This window comes from Amycolatopsis nivea, assembly GCF_004522235.1.
In the GTDB taxonomy this organism is placed as follows: Bacteria; Actinomycetota; Actinomycetes; order Mycobacteriales; family Pseudonocardiaceae; genus Amycolatopsis; species Amycolatopsis nivea.
In genome coordinates this window covers 121,807-144,914 of the sequence record NZ_SDLT01000012.1, presented here as the reverse complement: position 1 = coordinate 144,914, position 23,108 = coordinate 121,807, and the positions used below count along the sequence as shown (strand labels likewise).

Genomic DNA, 23,108 nt, shown 5'->3' with positions numbered 1-23,108 from the left:
TAGGGCGAACCGTGGCAGGCTGGGTCGACGACCATGGCTGGCACACGCGTGGTGGGAAGGTCGGCAGAGATGACAGAGACTCCCCAGGCTTCCGGGAGCCCCCGGAACTCCGGGGCCCCTGACCCGGATTCCGTCCCGGCGAACGAGGTCGCGGCACTGGAGCGGCTGCTCGCCGCGGTCCACGACCTCGGGGACGGCAACTTCCGGCGGCGGTTCGTGGCGCACGGCGACGGGATCACCGCCCGGCTCGCGTCGGCGTTCAACGACATCGCCGAGCGCAACCAGCGGCTCGTGACGGAACTCATGCGCGTGCGCGGCGAGGTGGGCCAGGAGGGCAAGCTCACCGAACGCGTGCGCACCGAGATCGGCCCCGGCGGCTGGGCCACCGCGGTCGACACGGTCAACGGGCTGATCGAGGACGTCAGCCGCCCGGTCGTGGAGCTGGACCGGGTGCTGGGCGCGGTCGCCGAGGGCGATCTGTCGCAGCCGATGGCGCTGCAGCTGGACGGCCGTCCGCTGCGCGGGCAGTACGCCGAGCTGGCGAAGACCGTGAACGGCCTCAACGCGCAGCTGTCGCGGTTCGCCGCCGAGGTGATCCGGCTGTCCCGGGAGATCGCCGGAGAGGGCCGCCTCGGCGGTCAGGCCGAGGTCCCCGGCGTGGCCGGGACGTGGCGCGACCTCACCGACTCGGTCAACTTCCTCGCCGACAACCTCACCGAGCAGGTCCGGAACATCGCGTCGGTCACCACCGCGGTGGCCCGCGGCGACCTGACGCAGAAGATCAACGTCGACGCCCGGGGCGAGATCCTCGAGCTCAAGAACACCATCAACACGATGGTCGACCAGCTCTCGTCCTTCGCCGACGAAGTCACCCGGGTGTCGCGCGAAGTCGGTTCCGAGGGCCGCCTGGGCGGCCAGGCGCGCGTGCCGGGCGTGGCGGGCACCTGGCGCGACCTCACCGACTCGGTGAACCTGATGGCGGACAACCTGACCGACCAGGTCCGCAACATCTCGCAGGTCGCCACGGCGGTCGCGGCGGGCGATCTGACGAAGAAGATCGACGTCGACGCGCGGGGCGAGATCCTGCAGCTGAAGACGACGCTGAACACGATGGTCGACCAGCTCTCCTCCTTCGCCGACGAAGTCACCCGAGTGGCCCGCGAGGTCGGCAGCGAAGGCCGCCTCGGCGGTCAGGCGGAGGTCCCCGGCGCGGCCGGCACGTGGCGCGGCCTGACCGACTCGGTCAACCAGATGGCCGACAACCTGACCGACCAGGTCCGCAACATCTCGCACGTGACCACCGCGGTCGCGAAGGGCGACCTGACGCAGAAGATCACCGTGGACGCGCGGGGCGAGATCCTCGAGCTCAAGACCACGATGAACACGATGGTCGACCAGCTCTCGTCCTTCGCCGACGAGGTCACCCGAGTCGCCCGCGAGGTCGGCACCGAAGGGCAGCTGGGCGGCCAGGCCACCGTGCCCGGGGTCGCCGGCATCTGGCGCGACCTCACCGGCTCGGTGAACTTCATGGCCAACAACCTCACCGCGCAGGTCCGGAACATCGCGCAGGTCGCGACGGCGGTCGCGCGGGGCGACCTGACGAAGAAGATCGCGGTCGACGCACGCGGCGAAATCCTCGAGCTGAAGACGACGCTGAACACGATGGTCGACCAGCTCTCGTCCTTCGCCGACGAGGTCACCCGAGTGTCGCGAGAGGTTGGCACGGAAGGAAAACTGGGCGGTCAGGCGACCGTGCCGGGCGTGGCGGGGACCTGGAAGGACCTCACCGACAACGTCAACTTCATGGCCAACAACCTCACCGACCAGGTGCGGAACATCTCCCAGGTCACCTCGGCGGTGGCGCGCGGCGATCTGACGCAGAAGATCACCGTCGACGCGCGCGGCGAGATCCTGGAGCTCAAGAACATCCTGAACACGATGGTCGACCAGCTGTCCGCCTTCGCGGACGAGGTCACCCGGGTCGCCCGCGAGGTCGGCACCGAAGGACGGCTGGGCGGCCAGGCGCGCGTTCCGGGCGTCGCGGGGATCTGGAAAGACCTCACCGACAACGTGAACGTCATGGCCGACAACCTGACCGTGCAGGTCCGGAGCATCGCCACGATGGCGAGCGCGGTGGCGAACGGCGATCTGTCGAAGAAGATCTCCATCGACGCGGCGGGCGAGGTCGCGGCGCTGGCCGGAACGCTGAACGACATGGTCGAGACGCTGCGCGCGTTCGCCGACGAGGTGACGCGGGTTGCCCGCGAGGTCGGCACGGAAGGCATCCTCGGCGGTCAGGCGCGGGTGCCCGGCGTGGCCGGGACGTGGAAGGACCTGACCGAGAACGTCAACTTCATGGCGCACAACCTGACCAGTCAGGTGCGGAACATCTCGCAGGTCACGACGGCGGTCGCGCGCGGCGACCTGTCGCGCAAGATCGACGTCGACGCCCGGGGCGAGATCCTCGAGCTCAAGACCACGATGAACACGATGGTCGACCAGCTGTCCGCGTTCGCCGCGGAGGTCACCCGGGTCGCCCGGGAGGTCGGCACCGAGGGCAAGCTGGGCGGTCAGGCCGAGGTCGAAGGCGTGTCCGGCACCTGGAAGCGGCTGACCGAGAGCGTGAACCAGCTGGCGGGCAACCTGACCACGCAGGTCCGCGCGATCGGCCAGGTCGCGACGGCGGTGACCGCGGGCGATCTGACCCGGCACATCACCGTGGACGCGTCCGGCGAGCTGGCGGACCTCAAGGACAACATCAACCAGATGATCGCGAACCTCAAGGAGACCACCTCCGCGAACCGCGAACAGGACTGGCTGAAGACGAACCTGGCGCGGCTGTCCGGGCGGATGCAGGGCCACCGCGACCTCGCGTCGGTGGCGACGCTGATCCTGTCGGAGCTGGCCCCGCTGGTGAGCGCGCAGCAGGGCGCGTTCTTCATCGCGCACGACGACGAGGACGCCGGCGACCCGGACAAGCTGCTCGACTGCATCGCCGCCTACGGCCTCGCCCAGGCGCGCACCGGCCTGCGTTTCCGGCTCGGCGAATCGCTGATCGGCCAGGCCGCGGTGGACCGGCGGACGATACTGGTCAACGGCGCTCCCCCGGAGTACGCGCTGGTGTCGTCCGGGCTCGGCTCGGCGCCGCCGGTCAACGTGATCGTGCTGCCGGTGCTGTTCCAGGGCGAGGTGCTCGGCGTGCTGGAACTGGCGTCGGTCAACGAGTTCTCCGCGGTGCACCTGGACCTGCTGGAGCAGTTGCGGCACACGATCGGCGTCAACGTGAACACGATCCTGTCGAACTCGCGCACCGAAGCGCTGCTGACCGAATCGCAGCGGCTGGCCCAGGAACTGCGCGCGCGGTCCGAGCAGTTGCAGGCCCAGCAGGGCGAACTGCGCCGGTCGAACACCGAACTGGCCGAGAAGGCGGCGCTGCTGGCCCAGCAGAACCGCGACATCGAGGTCAAGAACATCGAGATCGAGCAGGCCCGCCAGGAGCTCGAGGAACGGGCCGGGCAGCTGACGGTCGCGTCGCAGTACAAGAACGAATTCATGGCGAACATGTCGCACGAGCTGCGAACTCCGCTCAACAGCGCGCTGATCCTGGCGAAACTGCTGTCGGAGAACCCGGAGGGCAACCTCACGGAGAAGCAGATCCAGTTCGCGAAGACGATCTGGGCGGCGGGTTCCGACCTGCAGCAGCTGATCAACGACATCCTGGACCTGGCGAAGGTCGAGGCCGGGAAGCTGGACCTGCAGATGTCCGACGTGACGCTGCCGGAGCTGGTGAACTACGTCGAATCGCTGTGCCGCCCGCTGACCGCGGACAAGGGCCTGGAGTTCGCCGTCATGATCGACCCGCCGGTGCCGGGCAGCGTGCACACCGACGAACACCGCCTCCAGCAGGTGCTCCGGAACCTCCTGTCGAACGCCGCGAAATTCACCGACGAGGGCGGCGTACGCCTGCACATCCGGATGGCAGACCCCGAGGAAGTCGAACAGGAATCGCTGCGCTCGGCGGCCGGGATCATCGCGTTCGGCGTCGAGGACACCGGCATCGGCATCCCCGAGGAGAAGCTGGAAGTCATCTTCGACGCCTTCCGCCAAGCGGACGGCACGACGAGCCGCAAGTACGGCGGCACCGGCTTGGGCCTGTCGATCAGCCAGCAGCTGACCGAGCTGTTGAGCGGCGAACTGCGCGTCAGCAGCGTCCCCGGCAAGGGCAGCACCTTCACGCTGTACCTGCCGGTCGGCGCCGCGAACCTGATCGCCCCGACGACCCCCGTGCGCCCGACCCCGAAGCTGCCGGTCCTGCCGAGCACCATCACCGTGGCCGAACCGAACAGCGCCCCGAAACGCTTCAACGGCGAAAAGGTCCTCATCGTCGACGACGACCTGCGCAACGTCTTCGCCCTCGCAGCGGTCCTGGAACAAGCGGGCCTGGAAGTCATCTACGCCGACACCGGTGTGGCCGGAATCCGGGCGCTGGAACGCCACGAGGACACCGCGCTGGTGCTGATGGACGTGATGATGCCGGAACTGGACGGCAACGCCACCATCGCAGCCATCCGAGCCGAAGCGGCCCACGAAGACCTGCCAGTGATCGCCGTCACAGCGAAGGCGACGGAGGAAGACCGCGAACGCACGCTGGCTTCGGGAGCGGACGACTACATCACGAAGCCGGTGGACACTGACCTGCTGCTGGACGTGATCGCCGCCCGCCTGGAGGCGGACGCGGCGTCGTCCTCGAACTCGGAAGTGCTTGGAGCGGGTGACGGGAATCGAACCCGCGTAGCTAGTTTGGAAGACTAGGGCTCTACCATTGAGCTACACCCGCAGCGCCCTCGGTGACCCGGGAGCGAAGCAAGCTTAGCGTGCCCGCTAGGGTGGGTCGTACACCCCCCGGGTACCTGGGTTCCGGAGGCCTTCGCGAGGCCCCGGAGGCCATGGGCTTCGGGGGTGCCGGGATGTGGCGCAGCTTGGTAGCGCATCCGCTTTGGGAGCGGAGGGTCGCAGGTTCAAATCCTGTCATCCCGACCGATAGGGGCTGGACCTGCGGGTTCAGCCCCTTTTTCGTGCCGCCGGACGCGGCCACCCTTCTGTTTGAGGTTTGCCACCTTCGCGCCGAGCACTGACCTCGGCTCGCTCGCCTGGTAGGCCTTGATCGATGGGTGATCTACGCCACTCAAGGTGGAACCCAAGAGCTCTCGCACCCATCCGCGGCTACTGCGACACGGTGCACTCTTCCGCACCTGGCTCGCCGACCCGATCGCATGACCTGGCATCGGCACCACCGGAGCAATCGCTGCGCTGCCACCGACTCAACATCACAGATCAGACGATCGACTTTCGCGGTGTTTCCATGCTTCAAACAGGGCAAGCGCCAGCCAGTGACCGTAGCTTCGAGCCATCTCCTCTGCCGTCACCTGCTCGAAGTCAGTGCTTCGACGAAGCGGGTCGGCTCCGCGAGCGAGAAGATAAGCCGTGAGATCGACATGCAATGGAGTGCCCGTCTGCACATGACCATCGCCTTCGACGTCAATGGCATGCTGCAGGAGCGTCATGCCGTTGCATTCTTCGTCGACATCGACACCTTGATCCAAAAGATCCCGAAGAGCCGGAAGATCGCTCATCTCTACCGCAATATGTGCGGGCGTCATATACTCGACCACAACAACATCCTCTCCACCACTGGTGACCTCTGCTTTGATTCCCGGAAATTCTTAGGCGATCGGCGAGGTAGGTCAATATTTTGAGCTCGGTATCCCAACCACGCGGACATCCGCCCGAACCGACTGTGCTTCACTCTCTGGCGAGGCGAATTTGCACGGCTTTGTCTCCGAACCCCACTTCAGCTCCAGCCCGCCGGGTTCGATCCCGTCTCGTAGTCGACAGGGCTGACATGGTCCCATTCTTTTCCTGTCGAGCTCTCGTATGCGTGTTGCGCGACGTAGAGCAGGAATTCGGCCTCTGGTCCACCGGTCCCGGCGTATGAACCGAATTTTTCCGGGTCTTCGAGAACAGATCGGTAGGCCTGTTCCCCCGCCAGCACCACCGCTGCCCGGCAGTACAGGAAGGAATCGTTGGAGAGAGGCAAACCGGTGGCGGCCGACGGCACCGCGGCGAACTCGGACCGGTCCAGGTCGTAGAGACGCTGGGCGAGGATGTCCTCGAACTTCTTGATCTCAGCTTCGTCGCGCCTGCCGAGTTCCTCTTCCAGAGGAGCGAAAGCGGCCTGATCCGTCGCCGGAGGGTCCTGCCGCACCAAGGAGACGAGTGCCCAGAACTCGTGGTCGTCCATCAGGACCTGTTCCCTCCGGGTGAGTTGACAATGTGGCTGAGATTACCGATGCCGCCCAGTTCTTCGATCAATCCGGCTTCAACTCGCTCGCGGTCCTGCTGGGTACCGCGCACATGATCGCCAAGTGCACACCGCAGTTCATCCACGAACGACCCGCGGCCGTTTCGACTAGGTATAGATTCGGTCGCTGCCCGAATCTACGATTACCCTCATGCCACGGTCTTCCAAATCTGCACGGCGATCGAATATCCAGGCAGCGGCCTCGCCGACCACTGCGAATAGATCGGTCATTTTATTTCCAGTCCAATCACTCATCCTTGAGGCCGCCGGCCGATCAGCGCTGGATCTCAGCCAGCCATTCGAAGCCGTCGCACTTGGCGCGCAGTCGCTTGAGGCCTTGTTCCAGGCAGTCGTCGAGGCTGGCGGCTTCGGCGCGGATGAATCCCTGCCCTCCGAGGCCCGCGCCTGACATCACCAACGTCCACGGCTTGCCGCCCTCCCTCATTCTGTCGTCGTCCGCCTTGAGGATTACCGTGACGCCTGCGCGGCACAGCTTATCCATCAACTGCTCGATATCCGTCATATTCGCTCCCATCAATATTCTCTCAAGGCTGTCTAGTTATTTCCTGGGCCCCAGGAAGCGGCCACCGGACGGTGTTGTCGGGGAACGCCTAGCACCACGACGACCTCGGCTGGTTCTGCGGGGTCGTCGCCGTAGACGGATATCGCGTTCAAGTCGCGTTCCACGGGCAATTCCAAACGAAGCTGGCCGTTGGGGTCGTAGAGCACTATCGACGATCGAGCCAGCTGAATCACGCCGCGATGCACCAGCGCGAGCCCCTCCGGAATGACGGGCTCTTCGACACACGCGACAGCAACCAGCCCGCTGGCCGACTGACGAACGGGCACGTGCACTGAATCCTTGCCAGCGTGCACATTTTCGCGTGCGGGGTCCCCGCTCGAGTGGTCGTCAACACTGTCCGGGGAGGAAACCACCAGCAAGCCGAAAGAGAACCGAGCCACGCCGCCTCCGTAGTAGAGGTCGCCGTGGCTGTCGAAGTTCGAAAAGTTAGTCATTTTCACTCCCAACCTGGCCGTTGACGCAACCACTCCAGAGGAGGGAGCAGGATCGGGTACGAGGTTAGTCGGAACCCCGGCGATCGGTGCATGTCGTGAGCCCAGATGCCACGCCTTTCCGTCAGAATTTTCCGCCATTCGTTCGCGAGGCCCACTGAAGCGTTTGTGCGCACCGACACAAATCGCCCTGCCCGCCGCGAGATCCCGCGGGGGTGTAGGACACGGGGTGCGCTCCCGCATTCAGGCTGTACGTCGAGGGTGGCGTCGCCGGGCTCGTCGTTGCGATTGTCGCGATGCTCATCGCAACAGTTTCCCGCGCGCAGGCTTCCGTTCTCGCGGAATGATGTCGAGCGGCTCGTCGTCGAGACCATCGAGGACGGTCTCGACGACTGGGTTTCGCTGGATTGGCTGATCACCAACACAGCACGGGTGGTTCCCGAAGACAGCGATCGCTTCGCCAGGTTCTTCGCCGCCGTGCTCGGCTACCTGCTCCGCAAAGGACTGATGGTCGTGGGCGAGATCGGCGACACCGGCTTCGAACCCTGGCCGCCCGCTGCCGTCGAAGACGACCGTGGGCCGCGTCGTGCGTGACTGCCAAGCAGTCAACTGGACACCCCGGTTCGGGCTGTGCTGGCTCGCCAACACGCCGGGAGGGGCGAGCCGGGCTCGGCGACCAGGTCGTGGTGGGGCTGATGGAGATCCAGCATGGCCCTGACAGCCCCCGATGAGGTTTTCGCGCCCCACCCGTCTGTATGTGTGCGATCGACGCACAAGGGAGGCTGGCATGACCCGGAAACTGATCTTCGGCATGAACCTGACACTGGACGGCTACATCGCCGCGACGGGAGACGACATCGGCTGGAGCGGGCCGCCGAGCGAGGAGTTGTTCCAGTGGTGGCTTGATCAGGAGCGCGCGAACAGCATGTCGCTCTACGGGCGCAAGCTGTGGGAGGCGATGAGTTCCTACTGGCCGACCGGCGACCAGCAGCCGGGCGCCACGGCGGCGGAGGTCGAGTTCGCGCGGAACTGGCGGGATACGCCGAAGGTCGTGTTTTCGTCGACGATCGGACAGGTCGGCTGGAACGCCCGGCTGTTCGCTGGCGACGCGGTCGCCGAGATCGCGCACCTCAAGGCAGGCGACGGTGGGCCGCTGAGCGTCGGCGGCGCGACGCTCGCCGGGGCGGCTATGCGGGCGGGGCTGGTCGACGAGTACGCGGTGGTCACCCATCCGGTTCTGGTGGGTGGCGGTACGCCGTTCTTCAGCGCGCTGGACAGCTGGGTGAACCTCAATCTGGTCGAGACGCGGACGTTTCCCGGCGGCGTGGTGCTGACCCGCTACGAGACCAGGCGGTGATCACAGGGTCGCGACCAGGCCCAGCCATGGTTTGTCGGCGACCTCGAATCCGGTGGGTTCGGCGATCTTTCCGTCGGCGATGTGCAGGACCGCGAGGTTCAGCAGCCGGTACGCCGGGTCGTCGGCGGTCCGGAGGTAGAGCGCGGCGGCGGGCATGCGGTTGACCGTCGTGGCGATGCAGCGCCAGTCGTCGTAGCGCTGGAAGAGGCCGCCGGAGACCCAGCCGTCGACGGCGTCCCGGGCCGTTGTGATCACGGTGCCGGGGTCGGGCAGCATCGCGAAGCGCAGGTCGTCGCGGAGAAGGGACATGAGGCGGTCGAGGTCGTTGCGTTCGTGGGCTTCGATGTACGACTTCACCACGGCGCGCTCGTCTTGCGACAGTTCGTGGATGGCCGGGCTGCGCCAGTCCAGACGGCGGGCGGGTAGTTGCTCGCGCATTGTCACGCGCGCCCGTTGCAGTGCGCTGGTTACCGACGCGACGGTCAGCTCGAGGGCTTCCGCGGCTTTCGGCGCTGGCCAGCCTAGGACGTCGCGCATGATGAGGACTGCACGTTGCCTCGGCGGCAGGTGCTGGACGGCGACGATGAACGCCAGCTCGATCGTCTCCCGTGCTACCACCGATTCCTGCGGGTCTTCGGGGAGCATCCGGTCGGGGTACGGCTGCAGGTACGGCAGCTCAGCGCCCGCGAGGTCGGACGGCACGGGGGTGCGGTCGTTGCGCTTTTCCAGGAAATCGAGGCAGGCGTTGGTCGCGATCCGGTACAGCCAGGTTCGCAGCGCAGCACGGCCGTTGAAGGACTCCCGTTTGTTCCACGCTCGCAGGAAGGTCTCCTGCGTCAGGTCCTGGGCGTCTTCGTAGTTCGCGAGCATTCGGTAGCAGTGCACTTGCAGCTCACGCCGGTGGCGCTCGGTCAGCAGCGCGAACCGCGCTGGGTCGTCGGTGTCCGGCGGGCTCATGGTCGTCGATCCTTCCACCGCGGAGAGGGGGTCACCAGAACTGACGACCGGGCGGAGGATTTCTCATCGGTCTGTGAAGGACCCCATGCGGGAATCCCAGTCCCGCAAGGGGTCCTTCACGGCCGGTGCGCGGGATCAGTCAGTGGCGAGAGCCCGGGTGGCGGGACCGATCGCCGCCCAGCCGCCGGACTGGGCGTTCCAGCGGTAGATGCCGCCGCTGTTGATGCCGTACACGCCGTCGGCGTTGGCCGCGAACGCGTCGCCGGAGCCGCCGATGCGGGCCCAGCCGTTGCCGGTCAGCAGGTTGACGTCCTTGGTGGCCGGTTCGATGCCGAGCAGCGTGTGCGCGCCCGCGTACAGCGCGCTCTGCGCCTTGCCGACGCTCGCCCAGGCGCTGCCGCTGCCGGTCCAGTGGTACACGCCGCCGCCGTTGGCTCCGTAGATGCCGTCGTCGTTGATCGCGAAGCCGCTGCCGGAGGTGCCGATCTTGACCCAGGTGCCGGGTGCGGTCATCAGGTAGAGGTCGCCGGTGCCGGGCACGGTCCGGGCGAGCAGGTGGCCGGCGGCGTAGAACGCGGTCCCGGCGGGGCCGACCGTTTCCCAGCCGGTGCCGGTCCAGCGCAGGACGCCGCCGCCGTTGTAGCCGTAGACGCCGTCGGCGTTGACCACGAACCCGTCGCCCGGGCCGCCGATCTTCGCCCACTGGCCGGGGGTCCCGGTGTAGCGGTAGACGTCGTGAGTGTCGGCGCGGGTCGCGACCACCGCGCTTTCCCCGGCGTAGACCCGGTCGAACCCGGTGCCCAGGGTCGTCCAAGCGCTGCCGGTGCCGGAATAGGCGAGGACCGCCCCGTTGGCGTCGACGCGGTACAGGCCGTGGTGTCCCGCGACGGTGTGCGCCGTGACCCAGTCGCCGAGGTCGTCCACCCGGGCGGCACTCACTGCCGGGTTGGTCGCGGTCTCGCCGAGGCAGTTGTGCTGATACGAACCGGTGATGACGCCGGTGATCCGCCCGTCGGCAGTGAACACCGGCGCTCCGGCGTCGCCTCGGCACACGCCGCTCGTGCCGGACGCCTCGAGGGCCAGTCCGTGGTCCGGTGCGCCGGCCGCGATGGTCAGCGAAGCCGACTGCGGAGCGTCCGGGATCCATTCGGTCGCCGTGCGGCCGAACCCGGCCACCGTCACCTGCCCGCTCGACGGCGGCGGCGTCGCGGCGAGATTCCCCGCGCTGGCCCCGAGAACCGGCGCGACCAGCCGCAGCAACACGACGTCGCGGTCGGTCCGCGTCGCCACGCGGTCCACGGCGATCTGCCGGGTCGGCTTCCCGGTTTCAGTCACCGCGGCGTTCACGGCGACGGCAGGCGGCGCGCCGTCGACCAGTCCGTCGCCGGCGTGCGCCCCGGTCTTGCCGGTGAGGCACGACGCGGTCGTCAGAATCCATTGCGAGGAAACCAGGGTTCCCGTGCAGGCGTGGCCGCCGCTGGTCGCGTCACCCCCGATCGCGAGCCGGACCAGCGAGGACGCCGCGGCACCGGTGACCGGTGCACCCCCGGCCACCGCGTTCGCCGGCGCCGCGGCGGCCAGCAGCCCCGCGGCGGTCACCCCGGCGACACAGCCGGCCAAGCGCGAAGCTTTCCGGTTGAACACCATGAAGAAACCCTTTCGTTCGGACGCTGAATTCCTCCGATTACCGGCCACAGAACAGCGAGGATTTTCCGCACTCGCCGATTACGGCCGGTCCACGCCGGGGAATCCACCGCGGCACGGGAAGCCATTCCTCCGTTTGCCGCATGCCCCTCCCCCGTTTGCCGACGCGCCCCATCCCCTCACGCGCCGCAGATACCATCGCGCACATCAGGCCGCCATTACCGCAGCACGCGGTGACGTACCCCACATTCCGCGGGCTCTGGATACGTGGTTAAGATGCGGCGCTTTGTCGGCGTCCGAGCAGACAAGAATTGTCAGTTATTTCGCCGCGGCCTTTTCCGGTTCCGAATTTCCGCGCGAAGCCGAGCTCAGGCGTTGCCGTTCTCCGAGCCCCCGCCGAACTTGGCCCACACCTTGCTCGCGGTGTCCGCGACCGTCTCCCCGACGTCGGTGAAGACCTTCGTCAGCGGGTCCGCCGAGGCGGTCCAGGAATCCTTGTACGACTTCGCCGCGGACTTCAGGTCGTCCTTCCAGTCCGTGGCGGGCGCGTCGTCGTCCCGGCGCGGGTACTCGCCGGTCAGGATCGCCCGGTACTCCTCGGACGCGGCCCATTTCTGCAGCTGCGTCGCCCGGACCACGGCGAACGGGTGGGTTTCGGTCTCGACGTACTTCAGCTTCAGCAGGCTGTCCCGGATGTCTTCGCCCGACTCGTATTCCGCTCCCTGCTGGAGGAAGGACGGGATGTCGATGCGGGAAGGGTCGACGCCGCCGGCGAGCTGGATCTGCGCGCGCAGCGCGGCGGTCGGGTCCTGGCCGCAGAGCAGGCCCGCGCGGTCGCAGGACAGTTCGGCCTTGCGGTACCACTCGCTCAGCGCCGCGATGATCGCCCGGATGCCGAGCGCGCTGACCGGCGTCCAGGACATCGACATCTGGAGGTTGATCAGGCGCACCATGATCGTGCGGTAGACCGCGTGCCCGGACAGCACGTGCCCCATTTCGTGGCCGATGGCGAACCGCAGCGATTCGTGGCTCAGCCGCTCGACGAGCGCGGTGCTGATCCGGATGAACGGCTCGTCCATGCCGAGCGCGGACGCTTGCAGCCGCGGGTCCTGGTAGACGAACAGGTTCGGCACGGCGGGGAGATCGAGCGTTTCGGCGCATTCGTGGCGCAACCGGTCGAGTTCCGGATACTGCTTCGGTCCCACGCGAATCGACGACGCCAGCGCCATCAGCCGTTCGCCGCGTTCGTTGTAGAAACCGGAGACGGCCTTGATCACCTGGGCGAATCCGGGCATCGCGCGCAACGTGGCGAGCGCGCCGCGGTCCACCGGGTGTTCGTAGGCTCTCGGGCTGATTCCCGGAAAACGGACGGCGGCCCGGCGCACCGGTTCGATTTCTTCAGTCATCGCTCCCCCAATGAAGTCGTTGACAGCAGCCTACTCAACGACGATCACCGGCCGATTCCCCGGCGCTGAACTGCTGTTTCCCATTAACGAAAACGCAGTGGATCACGCAAGGAATATCCGCGTTGTCCAGACCACTGCCCGCGCCGGGCCGGCGGTCGCCGCTGTGCCCGTCCGGCGGGATCGGCCGGATTGGCTACGATTGGGCCACGACTGCGGGGGAGGCGGCGTGGCGCAAGGACCTGAAGAGCCCATCCCGGGCGTGGACCTCGACCGGCCCAGCGTGGCGCGGGTTTACGACTGGTATCTCGGCGGCACGGCCAACTGGGCCATCGACCGCGAGTTCGGCAAGATGGTCCTCTCCGCCTTCCCGGCCGGGATGTACTGCGCCCGGGCCAACCGCGCGTTCCTGCACCGCGCGGTGCGGCATCTCGTGCGCCTCGGCGTGCGCCAGTTCGTCGACATCGGGTCCGGCGTCCCGACGATGGGCAACGTCCACCAGATCGCCGACGAGGTCGCGCCGGATTCCCGCGTCGTCTACATCGACCGCGAACCCGTGGCGGTCGCGCATTCCCGGATCCTGCTGGAGCGCCACGGGGATCCCGAACGCCACGCGGTGATCCAGGGCGATCTTCGCGAACCGGACGAACTGTGGCAGTCCGTCGCGGACACCGGCGTCATCGATCCCGGCCGGCCGCTGGCGCTGCTGGTCACCGCGGTCCTGCACATCCAGCAGCCCGGCCCGGACGGGCGCGACCTCGGGCCGGAGGCCATCGCGCGGTACCGGGAAATGCTGCCCTCGGGGTCGTATCTCGTGCTGTCGCAGATCACCCACGAAGGGTTGCCCGAGGATATCGCCAGGCAGTTGCGCGCGGTGATCCAGCTGTACGACACCAATGTCAGCAAGCACGTGCTGCGCTCGAACGCGGAAATCCGCGCGTTGTTCGGCGATTTCGAGATGCTGGACCCGGGGGTCACCTGGACCGCCGCCTGGCATCCCGAGGAAAGCGGGGTCAACACGCCGGTGGTCGACTTCGCGGATCCGAGCGAGGCGGCGATGCTGGCGGGTGTCGCGCGCAAGCCCTGATCCGCGCCGAAACCGCCTCCCCTAAGCATCACGGATGCAGGTCAGCCCGTAGCAGCATGGCGTTGCGAAGGATCCCGTCCGGCGGGGCGGTCGTGCCGCCGTCCGTGGTCACGTAGAAGGCTCGCCCTTCCTGCCCCGGAACCCAGGCCGCGCTGGACGGCCCGACCAGGCGTTCGTCGAACGGCTCGCCCGCGATGTGCCGGACTTCGCTGCCGTGCCGCGGAATGAGCGGCACCCGGTCGAGCGTGTTGGCGCGATGCCTTGTCACGTAAGCGAATCCGGCCTCGTCGTCCAGGGCGAAGTCGTCGGCGTTGTCGATCGCGGCGACGAATTCCGCGCCACCGGCCGGGTCGAGCGTCTCGGGGTCGACTGGCACTCGCATGAAGACTTTCTGCGCGGTGGACGTGTAGTAGAGGTAGCCGGTCCGCGCGCTGTACCGGACGCCGTTGACGCCTGGCTGCCGCGGCGGGGCGATCTCGGCGTCCGGGTCGTCGGCCATGGTGTCGTGGGCCAGCCAGACCCGGGCCTGCCCACTACGAGCGTCGGCATCGAGGTCGACGCGCCAGATCAGCCCGGCGAAGCAGTCGGCGACGGCCAGCACTCCGCTGCCGAGCAGACAGCTGCCGTTGAGTGCGCGCACCCGGTCGTCGAAGGTGAAGACGACCTCCGGGGCGACCGGTTCGCCGGGCGTCCAGCCGGTGAGGTCGAGGCGCACCAGATGCGATTCGTGGGTGGTGTAGCCCTCGGTCAGGCTGAGCACGAAGACGTCCGGCTGCACCTCGACGATCCCGGTCACGGGATGGTCGAAGCGGTGCACGAGAACGGGTCGCTGCTGCTCCGGCACGATCCACAGCTCCTGCTGCAGGAGGACGGTGACCAGCACCGAACCGTCGGAGCGGACGGCGAGGTTTTCCGGGAAGTACTTCTCCGGGAAGGACGCGACCGGGGTCAGCGTGACGTCCGGGACGGGAGTCATGGGCATGACGGGGTCTCCTGACACTAAAAGAGGACGGACATCCGCTTTTCTTTTACGCTAGGCTGCCCCGGCGACGGGTGTCAAGGCGAGGAGCGGACGTTGCCGAGGGTGAGCCAGCAGTACAAGGACGACCAGCGCGGGGAAATCCTCGCGGCCGCGCGCCGCTGTTTCCTCCGCGACGGCTTCCACCGCACGTCGATGCAGGACGTCTTCACCGAGGCGGGCAAGTCCGCGGGCGCGGTTTACCGGTACTTCCCGAAGAAGGAGGACATGATCGTCGCGGTCGCCGCGCAGAACCTCGACGACGTCACCGGCGTGCTGCGCGCTGCCCTCGCCCGCGGCGATGAGAACGGTGTCGGCGAGGTGATGGCGGAACTGCTGGAGGCCGTCACCGGACTGCACCGCGACCGGGAACTGGCGAGTATGGCGGTGCTGGTCTGGTCGGAAGCCCAGCGCAATCCGGAACTCGCCGAGCGCCTCGCCGCCGCGTCGGCCGAGATGAGTGCCGAGGTGGCCGGTCTCGTGCGCAGCCGCCAGGAGGCCGGGGCCTGGACCGGTGTGCCGGCCGAGGTGCTCGCGCAGGCGATTTTGGCGCTCCTGCCCGGGTTTCTCTTCAACCTGGCACTGTCCGGACCGGACGGAGTGGCCGGATTCCCGGACGCGGTCCGCACGCTGTTGCCGCGGTGAACCCCGTTTGACGCCCGGCGGGTTTGCATCTGCCGCGGAGAACGAGTGAGATGCCCTGATGCTCAACCCGTCCGAAGTCGCCCCGGTCCCCTGGCGCAACGGCGCAGGCACCACCCGCGAACTCGCCGCCGACGCCGATCCCTCCCGGTGGCGGATCAGCGTCGCGGACCTTCTCGAAGACGCGCCGTTCTCGTCTTTCCCCGGAATCGACCGGCTTTTCACCGCTCTCGGGCCGCTCCGGCTGACCGTCAACGGAACCACGACGGACCTCGAGCGCGGCGACCAGCTCCGGTTCGCCGGGGAGGACACGGTCAGCGTCACCCTCGATCAGCCGACCCGCGCGCTCAACGTGATGACCCGGCGCGGGCTGTACCGAGCGGAGGTCGTCCTTCGCTCCCCGGCGGAGAACGGCCCGGACGGCGCGGTCGCGTCGGTCGACCTCGGCGAACAAATCGCCGATATTTTCCTCACCACGCTGGCATGATGCAGCGATGACCAGCACTGCCCGGCGCATGTTCGAGCTCCTGGAGCCGATCTGCCTCGTCACCTTCTTCGCCGACGAGTGCAACGAAGAACTGGCCGCACTCGGCCACCGCACCTATTGGGACGGATACTTCGCCAGCCGCGCCGCGCCGCTCGGGCGGGTGCCGGCGGAGGTCGTCCACGCGGCGTTCTACAACTTCGCCGAAGGCGAGGCCGCGCGGCACATCCCGAGCGCGTGGCAGACGATCCCGCCCGAGGCTTCCGTCGCCGCGCGGGAACGAGGCAGCGCCGCGTCGGTGCGCCGGATCCTCGGCGACGACCTCGCCGGTTCCCCGGGTCTGGTGCGCGCCGCCGACCTGACCGCCAAGGCCGCGACGAGCGCGCCCACCGTGGGTCGGATGATGTACGCCGGGATGCGCACCCTGCCGATGCCGAGCGATCCGGTCGCGCGGTTGTGGCATTCCGCGACCATGCTGCGCGAGCATCGCGGGGACGGGCACATCGCCGCGCTGGTCGGCGCGCGGATCGGCGGCGCGGAGGCGCACATCCTGTCCGCGCTGGAGATGGGCATCCACCCGCCGGAGTCGTTCGGGCGCGTGCATCACCTGCCGAAGAAGCGGCTGGCCGCGATCATGGACGGCTTGCGCGAACGAGGTCTCGTCGACGCGGAGGGTCGGTTCACCGACGCGGGCCGTGAAGTGAAGCAGCGCATCGAGAGCTTGACCGACGAGCTTGCCGCTGCGCCGTACGAAGCGCTGTCGGCGGCCGAACTCGACGAGTTGATCGCCGCGCTGGAACCGATCACGGCGAAGCTGGTGGCCGCCGGATCGCGGTGACGGGCAAGGGTCTGGCTCATTTTCGATTCATGCCCGCTCGGCAATGCTTTAGCCTCGTCCGGTGGACCGGGGAGGCTACGCGATGGCGCTGGAGTTCCGGGTGCTGGGCGAGGTCGGCGCGACCGCGGACGGCGAGGTGCTGGCGGTCGGGCACGCGCGGCAGCGGCTCGTGCTGGCCGCGTTGCTGCTCGACGCCGGGCGCGTCGTTCCGGCCGATCAGCTCGTGACCCGGGTGTGGGGCGAGCATCCGCCGTCGCGCGTCGCGAACGCGCTGCAGACCTATGTCGCCCGCCTGCGCCGGGTCCTGCATCCGCACGGCGGCGGGATCGAACGGCGGTCCGGCGGATACGTCATCCCGCTGCCCAGCCCCGACGCGCTCGATCTGCACCAGTTCACCGACCTGGTCGGCCAAGCCCGTGCGACCGCCGACGACGCCGAGGCCGCGCGGTTGTACGAACACGCCCTCGAAAGGTGGCAGGGCGACGCGTTGCTCGGGGTCGATTCGGCGTGGGCCGACAACGTCCGGCATTCCCTTGCCCGCCAGCGCACCGCCGCCGAACTCGACTACGCCGACCGGCAGCTGCGTCGCGGACAGCACGGCGCTGTCCTCGGTCTCCTCGCCCGGCGCGCGGACGAATACCCGCTGGACGAACGCATCGCCGCCGCCCTCATGCGCGCCCTCCACCACAGCGGCCGCACCGACGAAGCCCTGGCCCGGTACCAGCGCACCCGCACGATGCTCGTCGACGAACTCGGCGCCGACCCGTCGCCGCACCTGCGCGCGGTGCACGAGGAAATCCTCGCCGCCCAAACTCCCGGCCCCGCACCGCTGCGGGCGTGGGCAGCGCCGGTCCCCCAGCAACTCCCGTCCCCGCCGCCGCGATTCGCAGGTCGCGAAGACGAACTCCGGCACCTCGACACCCTCGCCGAACCACACGCCGCGGTGCCCGTCACCGTCCTGCACGGCGGTGGCGGCATGGGCAAAACCGCCCTCGCGCTGCACTGGGCCCACCGGCAAGCGACCGCGTTCCCGGACGGCCGCCTCTACGTCGACCTGCGCGGCTTCAGCCCGGACGGAGACCCGACCGCGCCTGACGTCGCGTTGCGGGGTTTTCTGCACGCGCTCGGCGTCACCGGCTCCGCCATCCCGGCCGAACCCGACGCGCAGACCGCGCTCTACCGCACCCTTCTCGCCGGGAAACGCGTCCTCGTCGTCCTCGACAACGCCCGCGACCCCAGCCAGATCACGCCGCTGCTGCCGGGCGAGCCGAGCTGCGCCGTCGTCGTGACCAGCCGCAACCGCATGACCAGCCTGACCACCACGCACGGCGCCACTCCGCTGGCGGTCCGGCCGCTGCCCGCGGCACACGCCCGAAGCGTCCTGGTCGACCGGCTCGGCCCGGACTATCTCGACGCCGACCCCGACGCCGCCGAACAACTCGTCACCCGCTGCGCCGGTTCTCCGCTGGCACTGGGAATCCTGGCCGCCCGCGCCGCCGAACACCCCGATTTCCCGTTGGCCGCGCTGGCCGCCGAACTCACCGACGTGAGCGCGCTCGACGACGGCGATGCCAGTGTCGCCGCGGTCCTGTCGTGGTCCTTGCGCGCTCTCCCGCCGCAGCACGCCGAGGTGTTCGAACTGCTCGGCCTCGCTCCCGGACCGGACATCAGCGTCCGCGCGGCCGCCAACCTCACCGGCTTGTCCCCGAACGCCACCGCGGCGATTCTCCTTGCGCTGGAACGGGTTTCACTGGTGGAGCAGGACGCGCCCGGCCGCTACCGGATGCACGACCTGGTCCGCCTCTTCGCGAGGACCCACACCAGCCTTCCCGCCGAGGCGCGCACCGCGGCGCTGGTCCGCGTCATCGGCTACTACACCGGCACCGCGCTGGCCGGAAACCGGGTCCTGCATCCGCACGGCGTCCTCCCGCCCGGCATCGACACCGGACACAACCATCCCTATCCGCATCCGCCGGCGAGCACCGGAGAAGCTCTCGACTGGTTCGACGCGGACCACGATTGCCTTCTCGACGCCCAGCGCGTCGCCTCCGCACACGGGTGGCACCAACCCGCGTGGCAGATCGCCTTGGCGCTCACCGCCTATCACTACCGGCGTGGATTCCTGCATGAAGACCTCGCGGTCTGGCCTGTCGCGGTGCAGGCCGCCGACGCGCTCGGGACTCCGGAAACCCGCGTCCTCGCGCACCGCCGCTACGGCCTGGCTTGCGCCCGCGGGGCCCGGCACGACGACGCCCTCGCCCACCTAGCAGAAGCGCTGGACCTGGCCGACCGCGGCGAGGACCAGCGCGTCCGGGCAATCATCGAACACGACCTCGCCCAAACCTGGGAGCTGTACGGTGACCAGCGCGCCGCGCTCGAACACGCTCAGCGCTCGCTGGAACTGTTCCGCCCGCTCGGCAATCCGGTGTGGGAAGCGCAGGCCGAGAACGGCGTCGGCTGGTATCTCACCCTCCTCGGCCAGCACGAGCAGGCCCGGCCGCACTGCGAACGCGCGCTCCAGCTTTACCGGACTGCGAACCACCCGGCGGTGGCCGACGTCCTGGACAGCCTCGCGCACATCGCCCACCACACCGGCCGCCACATCGACGCCATCGAGCACTATCGCGAAGCGCTTGCGCTGTACCGGGAATCCGGCAACACCTACCTGGAGGCCGACACCCTCGAACACCTCGGCCACACCCACCGCGCAATGGGCGACTCTGCCAAGGCTCGCTCGGTGTGGCAGCTGGCGCTCGATCTGTTCCGCGCCCAAGGCCGGTTCGCGGAGGTCAACGCGGTGGAAACGGCGTTGGCTCGGCTCGATGCCGGGAAGACCCGGTCCGCGCCGTACTGAATCGCGCGTCCCCTAGCGATCGCGCCGCAGCAGCGCGCGTCCGGTGAGTTTGCGGTCTGCCGCAAGCAAATACGCTACCGGCGATTTCGCCATCTGCTGCCGCCGTGCCTTCGTCTTCCCCGCCAGATAAGGCACGAGCGTCACCGCGACTGCGACACCCGCTACCGCAAGCTGTCCGCCTGCCGCGGCGACACTGCCGAGCACGGTGCCCGCCGCCGCGTTGAGGTCGATCTTCTGCACCAATGTTCCCGCGGACGCCTCGATGCCCATGCCGCGCAACGCTTTGCGGAGTTCTTCCAGCTGCGGCCGGGTCCGGGTTTCGTACAACGCGCGCAGATGCGCCACCGCCACTTCCAGATTGTCCGCTTCGGCGGCGGCCTGCAGCTCCGGGCCGAGGCTCGCCACGTGCGCCTGGAACACGGCGAGCTCGGCCCGGTGCTTTTCCCGGAAACTGATGAGCTTTTCCCCCGGCACCCGGTCCACATGGGACGGTTCGAGCACCGTCTCGAGCGCGATCTGCAGGTAGGCGCTGGAGACGTTCTCCACCGCCGGCACCGGAACGTGCTCGTCGAACACCAGCGACACCAACCGGTCCAGCGCACCGGTCGCGTGATGCATGCGCGGGTCGTCGGTGACCGGCGACAGCGCTTCGCGGTGGCTCATCGCGTCGGCCAGCACCGCGAGGTAGATGGAGGCCAGTTCCGGGTCGAGACCGACCCACTGTCCGTCCATCGGCACCGCGAGGCCGAGCCGGACCAGCCCGTCCCGGAGCCCGCCGGTCATTTTCGCGCCCGGCCCGCCGACCGGGACCGCCGTCAGCACCTCGACCGGCGGCGGCCCCATCACCATGTGCTGGGTGATCGGCGGCGCGTACCCTCGCCAGCCCGGCCCCCTCGGGTCTCCGTCGCACGCCCGCGGCTCGTCCAGCCCGTAGCGGTCGAGCAGGCGGCCGGGGTCGGCATCGAAAATCTCGCCGAACGACTCGGCGACGACGTTCAGCACGGCGGCGCTCGGCGCGGTCTCCACCAGGAAATCGGTCTCGCCGCGGAGACGGCGGACGAGGTCCCCGTCCCGGTCCGGCGCCGCGGGCGGGCGCATCCGGGCCAGCCGGTCCCAGGTCAGCAGCGCGAGCTTGAGCCAGTTGTCGTTCTGGAAGTGCGTCCACGGGTAGTACAGGCCGAACGACGGCATGCCTGCTCCTTCACCTGGATTCCGACATCCGGCAAGCTGGGTCCGTGCCCATGGAATCAGCGATCGACAACCACGCCAAGGCCCAGTTCGACTACTTCATCGACGAACACCGCGAAGCGCTCCAGCACTGCCTCGACGGGCTCACCGAGGAGCAGGCCCGCCGGAGGCTCGTGCCGTCGAAGACCACGCTGCTCGGGCTGGTCAAACACGTGACCTTCGTGGAGAAGGTCTGGTTCGACGAGGCCGTCACCGGGCGTTCGCGCGCCGAAATCGGGATCCCGGAGACACCCGACGAATCATTCGTCCTCACCGACGACGACACCATCGCCTCCATTCAGCAGGCGCACCGCGAGGCATGCGAAGCCGCCCGTGAAGCCACCGCGTCGCTCGAGCTGACCGACATCCTCCCTGGCAACCGCCGCGGCCCGCTCCCGCTGCGGTTCGTCTACCTGCACGTACTGCGCGAACTCGCACAGCACTGCGGCCACGCGGACATCCTCCGCGAGCAGATCCTCGCGGAGGACGGCGCGACGGCTACTTCTTGACCTTCGTGGAGAAGGCCTGGTTCGACGAGGCCGTCACCGGACGTTCGCGCGCCGAAATCGGGATCCCGGAGACACCCGACGAATCATTCGTCCTCACCGACGACGACACCATCGCCTCCATTCAGCAGGCGCACCGCGAGGCGTGCGAAGCCGCCCGTGAAGCCACCGCGCCGCTCGAACTGACCGACATCCTGCCCGGCAACCGGCGCGGCCCGCTCCCGCTGCGGTTCGTCTACCTGCACGTACTGCGCGAACTCGCACAGCACTGCGGCCACGCGGACATCCTCCGCGAGCAGATCCTCGCGGAGGACGGCGCGACGGCTACTTCTTGACCGGATAAGCCTTCGGAGAGCCGTCCTGGTCGACGCCCGCCGCGGCGTACTTGCTGACCCAGTCCGGCACGAAGCCCACCTCGGTGGACAGGTCCTTGCCGGTCTTCGCGTCGAGGACGATCGGCTGCCTTCCGTTGGTGTAGCCGTACAGCGCGCCGTGCCAGGCGACGGTCAGGCCGCCCGGCGCGACGCGGTTCGCGGCCTGGTCCGGGAGGCTCCACAGTTTGGTCCCGGCCTTCGCGTCGTACGCGGTCAGCACGCCGGAGTCGGTGCACGCGAGCACTGACTGCTCGTCGTACAGGCAGTCGCCGTAGGAATCGGGGCCGAGGTTCCGGGTGCCTTCCACGGAGAACTTCTCCGCGCCGGTCGCCGCGTCGAGGAACTTCAGGAAGGCGTGGCCGCTGCTGTACTCGTTGGCCTTCAGGACCACCATCGCCGGATCGGCGGGCAGGATCTCGACCGCGCTCGATTTGGCGGCGCCGACCCACTTCTGCTGGCCGGTGGCGATGTCGAGCGCGGTCGCCTGGACCATCGACTCGTTCTCGGCGACATTCGAGTCGACTCCGACGACGACGTCGCCGTTCACGCTGCCCGCGTCGTAGTCCTTGCGCACCCACAGCTGCTTCCCGGTCGCCGGGTCCAGCGCGACGGTGAGGTTGCCCTCCGACTGCGCGAAGCTGGCGACCACGGCCTTGCCGGTGGCCGCGACGACGTGCGTGACCGAACGGTCGCCGCTGATCCCGTACTGGTCGTCGGCGATCTTGGTGTTCGTCTGCCAGACCTTGGCCCCGGTCTGCGGATTCACCGCGATGACGGCGAGCGCGAGGTAGCCGGGCGTCGTGCCCTGCTCGGGCATCCGCAGCGGGACGGCTCCGACGGCGAGCTGGTCGGTGACGAGCGGCGGACGCGGTCCGCTCTGCTCGACGAACGGGCCCTTGTGCGCGTTCGGGTCGGCGGCCGGGCCCTCGATCCTGGTGTTCCACTTCTCGCGGCCGGTGAGGACGTCGACCGCGCTCAGCGATTCGGGGGCGATGATGTAGCCGGTGCGGTCGCGCAGCGTCATGAACTTCGACGTGACCGAGCCGCCCATGTTGGCCTGCAGCGCCGTGCGGGGCAGCGCGACGCCCTTGCTCGTGTCGAAGGCCATCGGCGGATCGGCGGTGACCGCTTCCGGCTCGGCGGACGACGCGGGCGGCTGCCCGGCCGGTCCGGCCTGGTCGGCGGGCAGGGCCGGGGCCGCCCCGCCGCCGCACGCGGCCGTGGCTGCCAGCACCCCCAGACAGGCCGCAGTGATCACCATTCGCCGCATCGGTGTCCCCATTCTCCCGAATGACTGCTCCATCCGGAGTCGTCCGGGAATTTAGCCGACGGAACGGCCGCT

20 protein-coding genes and 2 tRNA genes are annotated in these 23,108 nt (G+C 68.5%); 11 read left to right on the top strand and 11 right to left on the bottom strand.

The features are described 5' to 3' along the window. Positions 1-303: 303 nt before the first annotated feature. Positions 304-4,812, top strand: a complete 4,509-nt coding sequence (locus tag EIZ44_RS17050; protein WP_238608284.1) for a HAMP domain-containing protein — start codon at positions 304-306, stop codon at positions 4,810-4,812. Here the strand turns inward: EIZ44_RS17050 and EIZ44_RS17045 are convergent. Further along, a tRNA-Gly gene (locus EIZ44_RS17045) sits at positions 4,764-4,837 on the bottom strand. The two genes, EIZ44_RS17050 and EIZ44_RS17045, sit on opposite strands and share 49 nt — an antisense overlap. A gap of 126 nt (positions 4,838-4,963) precedes the next feature. Between EIZ44_RS17045 and EIZ44_RS17040 the strand changes: the two genes are divergently transcribed. After that, positions 4,964-5,037 (top strand) — tRNA-Pro (locus tag EIZ44_RS17040). A gap of 290 nt (positions 5,038-5,327) precedes the next feature. Here EIZ44_RS17040 and EIZ44_RS17035 read toward each other — a convergent pair. From EIZ44_RS17035 to EIZ44_RS17020, 4 genes are all read right to left on the bottom strand, one after another. Beyond that, positions 5,328-5,672, bottom strand: a complete 345-nt coding sequence (locus tag EIZ44_RS17035) for an ankyrin repeat domain-containing protein (RefSeq protein ID WP_078870498.1) — start codon at positions 5,670-5,672, stop codon at positions 5,328-5,330. A 179-nt stretch (positions 5,673-5,851) separates the two neighbouring features. Beyond that, a complete protein-coding gene (locus EIZ44_RS17030; RefSeq protein ID WP_051729002.1) occupies positions 5,852-6,301 on the bottom strand; it encodes a DUF4240 domain-containing protein in 450 nt (149 codons plus the stop codon). A 334-nt stretch (positions 6,302-6,635) separates the two neighbouring features. After that, positions 6,636-6,884: a hypothetical protein gene (locus EIZ44_RS17025; RefSeq protein ID WP_205673178.1), complete on the bottom strand. Its 249-nt coding sequence runs from the start codon at positions 6,882-6,884 to the stop codon at positions 6,636-6,638. Between the two features lie 32 nt (positions 6,885-6,916). Continuing rightward, a complete protein-coding gene (locus EIZ44_RS17020; protein ID WP_134729642.1) occupies positions 6,917-7,378 on the bottom strand; it encodes a hypothetical protein in 462 nt (153 codons plus the stop codon). A 258-nt stretch (positions 7,379-7,636) separates the two neighbouring features. Here EIZ44_RS17020 and EIZ44_RS17015 point away from each other — a divergent pair, with 258 nt between their 5' ends. Both EIZ44_RS17015 and EIZ44_RS17010 read left to right on the top strand, forming a co-directional pair. Next, the gene (locus EIZ44_RS17015) at positions 7,637-7,969 is read left to right on the top strand and encodes a hypothetical protein (RefSeq protein ID WP_134729640.1); all 333 of its coding nucleotides are present in this window, start codon (positions 7,637-7,639) and stop codon (positions 7,967-7,969) included. A 193-nt stretch (positions 7,970-8,162) separates the two neighbouring features. Beyond that, positions 8,163-8,732 (top strand): dihydrofolate reductase family protein, encoded by a 570-nt coding sequence (locus tag EIZ44_RS17010; RefSeq protein ID WP_134729638.1) that lies wholly within the window; start codon positions 8,163-8,165, stop codon positions 8,730-8,732. Here the strand turns inward: EIZ44_RS17010 and EIZ44_RS17005 are convergent, their stop codons facing one another. The 3 genes from EIZ44_RS17005 to EIZ44_RS16995 form a co-directional block, all read right to left on the bottom strand. Next, positions 8,733-9,689, bottom strand: coding sequence for an RNA polymerase subunit sigma-70 (locus tag EIZ44_RS17005; RefSeq protein WP_134729636.1), 957 nt, complete (start codon positions 9,687-9,689; stop codon positions 8,733-8,735). Positions 9,690-9,824: 135 nt separating this feature from the next. Next, positions 9,825-11,336: a S1 family peptidase gene (locus EIZ44_RS17000; RefSeq protein ID WP_134729634.1), complete on the bottom strand. Its 1,512-nt coding sequence runs from the start codon at positions 11,334-11,336 to the stop codon at positions 9,825-9,827. A gap of 365 nt (positions 11,337-11,701) precedes the next feature. After that, positions 11,702-12,739 carry a M48 family metallopeptidase gene (locus EIZ44_RS16995; RefSeq protein WP_134729633.1) on the bottom strand — a complete coding sequence of 346 codons (1,038 nt, stop codon included), beginning with the start codon at positions 12,737-12,739 and terminating at the stop codon, positions 11,702-11,704. A gap of 259 nt (positions 12,740-12,998) precedes the next feature. On the opposite strand from EIZ44_RS16995, the gene EIZ44_RS16990 reads away from it, so the two are divergent. Continuing rightward, positions 12,999-13,823: an SAM-dependent methyltransferase gene (locus EIZ44_RS16990; RefSeq protein ID WP_134729718.1), complete on the top strand. Its 825-nt coding sequence runs from the start codon at positions 12,999-13,001 to the stop codon at positions 13,821-13,823. A gap of 28 nt (positions 13,824-13,851) precedes the next feature. Here EIZ44_RS16990 and EIZ44_RS16985 read toward each other — a convergent pair whose 3' ends face one another. Continuing rightward, entirely contained in the window at positions 13,852-14,805 is a 954-nt protein-coding gene (locus EIZ44_RS16985; RefSeq protein ID WP_134729631.1) for a hypothetical protein, read from the bottom strand. 102 nt (positions 14,806-14,907) lie between these two features. On the opposite strand from EIZ44_RS16985, the gene EIZ44_RS16980 reads away from it, so the two are divergent. The 4 genes from EIZ44_RS16980 to EIZ44_RS16965 all read left to right on the top strand — a co-directional run bounded on the left by EIZ44_RS16980 (position 14,908) and on the right by EIZ44_RS16965 (position 19,659). Beyond that, positions 14,908-15,486: a TetR/AcrR family transcriptional regulator gene (locus tag EIZ44_RS16980; protein WP_240691331.1), complete on the top strand. Its 579-nt coding sequence runs from the start codon at positions 14,908-14,910 to the stop codon at positions 15,484-15,486. Between the two features lie 58 nt (positions 15,487-15,544). Continuing rightward, entirely contained in the window at positions 15,545-15,970 is a 426-nt protein-coding gene (locus EIZ44_RS16975; protein ID WP_037813958.1) for a HutD/Ves family protein, read from the top strand. 7 nt (positions 15,971-15,977) lie between these two features. Continuing rightward, positions 15,978-16,805, top strand: coding sequence for an SCO6745 family protein (locus tag EIZ44_RS16970; RefSeq protein WP_134729627.1), 828 nt, complete (start codon positions 15,978-15,980; stop codon positions 16,803-16,805). Between the two features lie 61 nt (positions 16,806-16,866). Beyond that, positions 16,867-19,659 (top strand): AfsR/SARP family transcriptional regulator, encoded by a 2,793-nt coding sequence (locus EIZ44_RS16965; protein WP_240691325.1) that lies wholly within the window; start codon positions 16,867-16,869, stop codon positions 19,657-19,659. 12 nt (positions 19,660-19,671) lie between these two features. Here EIZ44_RS16965 and EIZ44_RS16960 read toward each other — a convergent pair whose 3' ends face one another. Beyond that, a complete protein-coding gene (locus EIZ44_RS16960) occupies positions 19,672-20,850 on the bottom strand; it encodes a DUF6236 family protein (RefSeq protein ID WP_134729625.1) in 1,179 nt (392 codons plus the stop codon). Positions 20,851-20,900: 50 nt separating this feature from the next. Here EIZ44_RS16960 and EIZ44_RS16955 point away from each other — a divergent pair, with 50 nt between their 5' ends. Together EIZ44_RS16955 and EIZ44_RS16950 are read left to right on the top strand one after the other, a co-directional pair. Further along, positions 20,901-21,395 (top strand): DinB family protein, encoded by a 495-nt coding sequence (locus EIZ44_RS16955; protein ID WP_134729714.1) that lies wholly within the window; start codon positions 20,901-20,903, stop codon positions 21,393-21,395. 5 nt (positions 21,396-21,400) lie between these two features. After that, a complete protein-coding gene (locus EIZ44_RS16950) occupies positions 21,401-21,727 on the top strand; it encodes a mycothiol transferase (protein ID WP_240691330.1) in 327 nt (108 codons plus the stop codon). Here EIZ44_RS16950 and EIZ44_RS16945 read toward each other — a convergent pair. After that, on the bottom strand, positions 21,717-23,027 hold the full coding sequence (locus EIZ44_RS16945; protein WP_167754164.1) for an outer membrane protein assembly factor BamB family protein: 1,311 nt from the start codon (positions 23,025-23,027) through the stop codon (positions 21,717-21,719). The two genes, EIZ44_RS16950 and EIZ44_RS16945, sit on opposite strands and share 11 nt — an antisense overlap. Positions 23,028-23,108 lie beyond the last annotated feature (81 nt).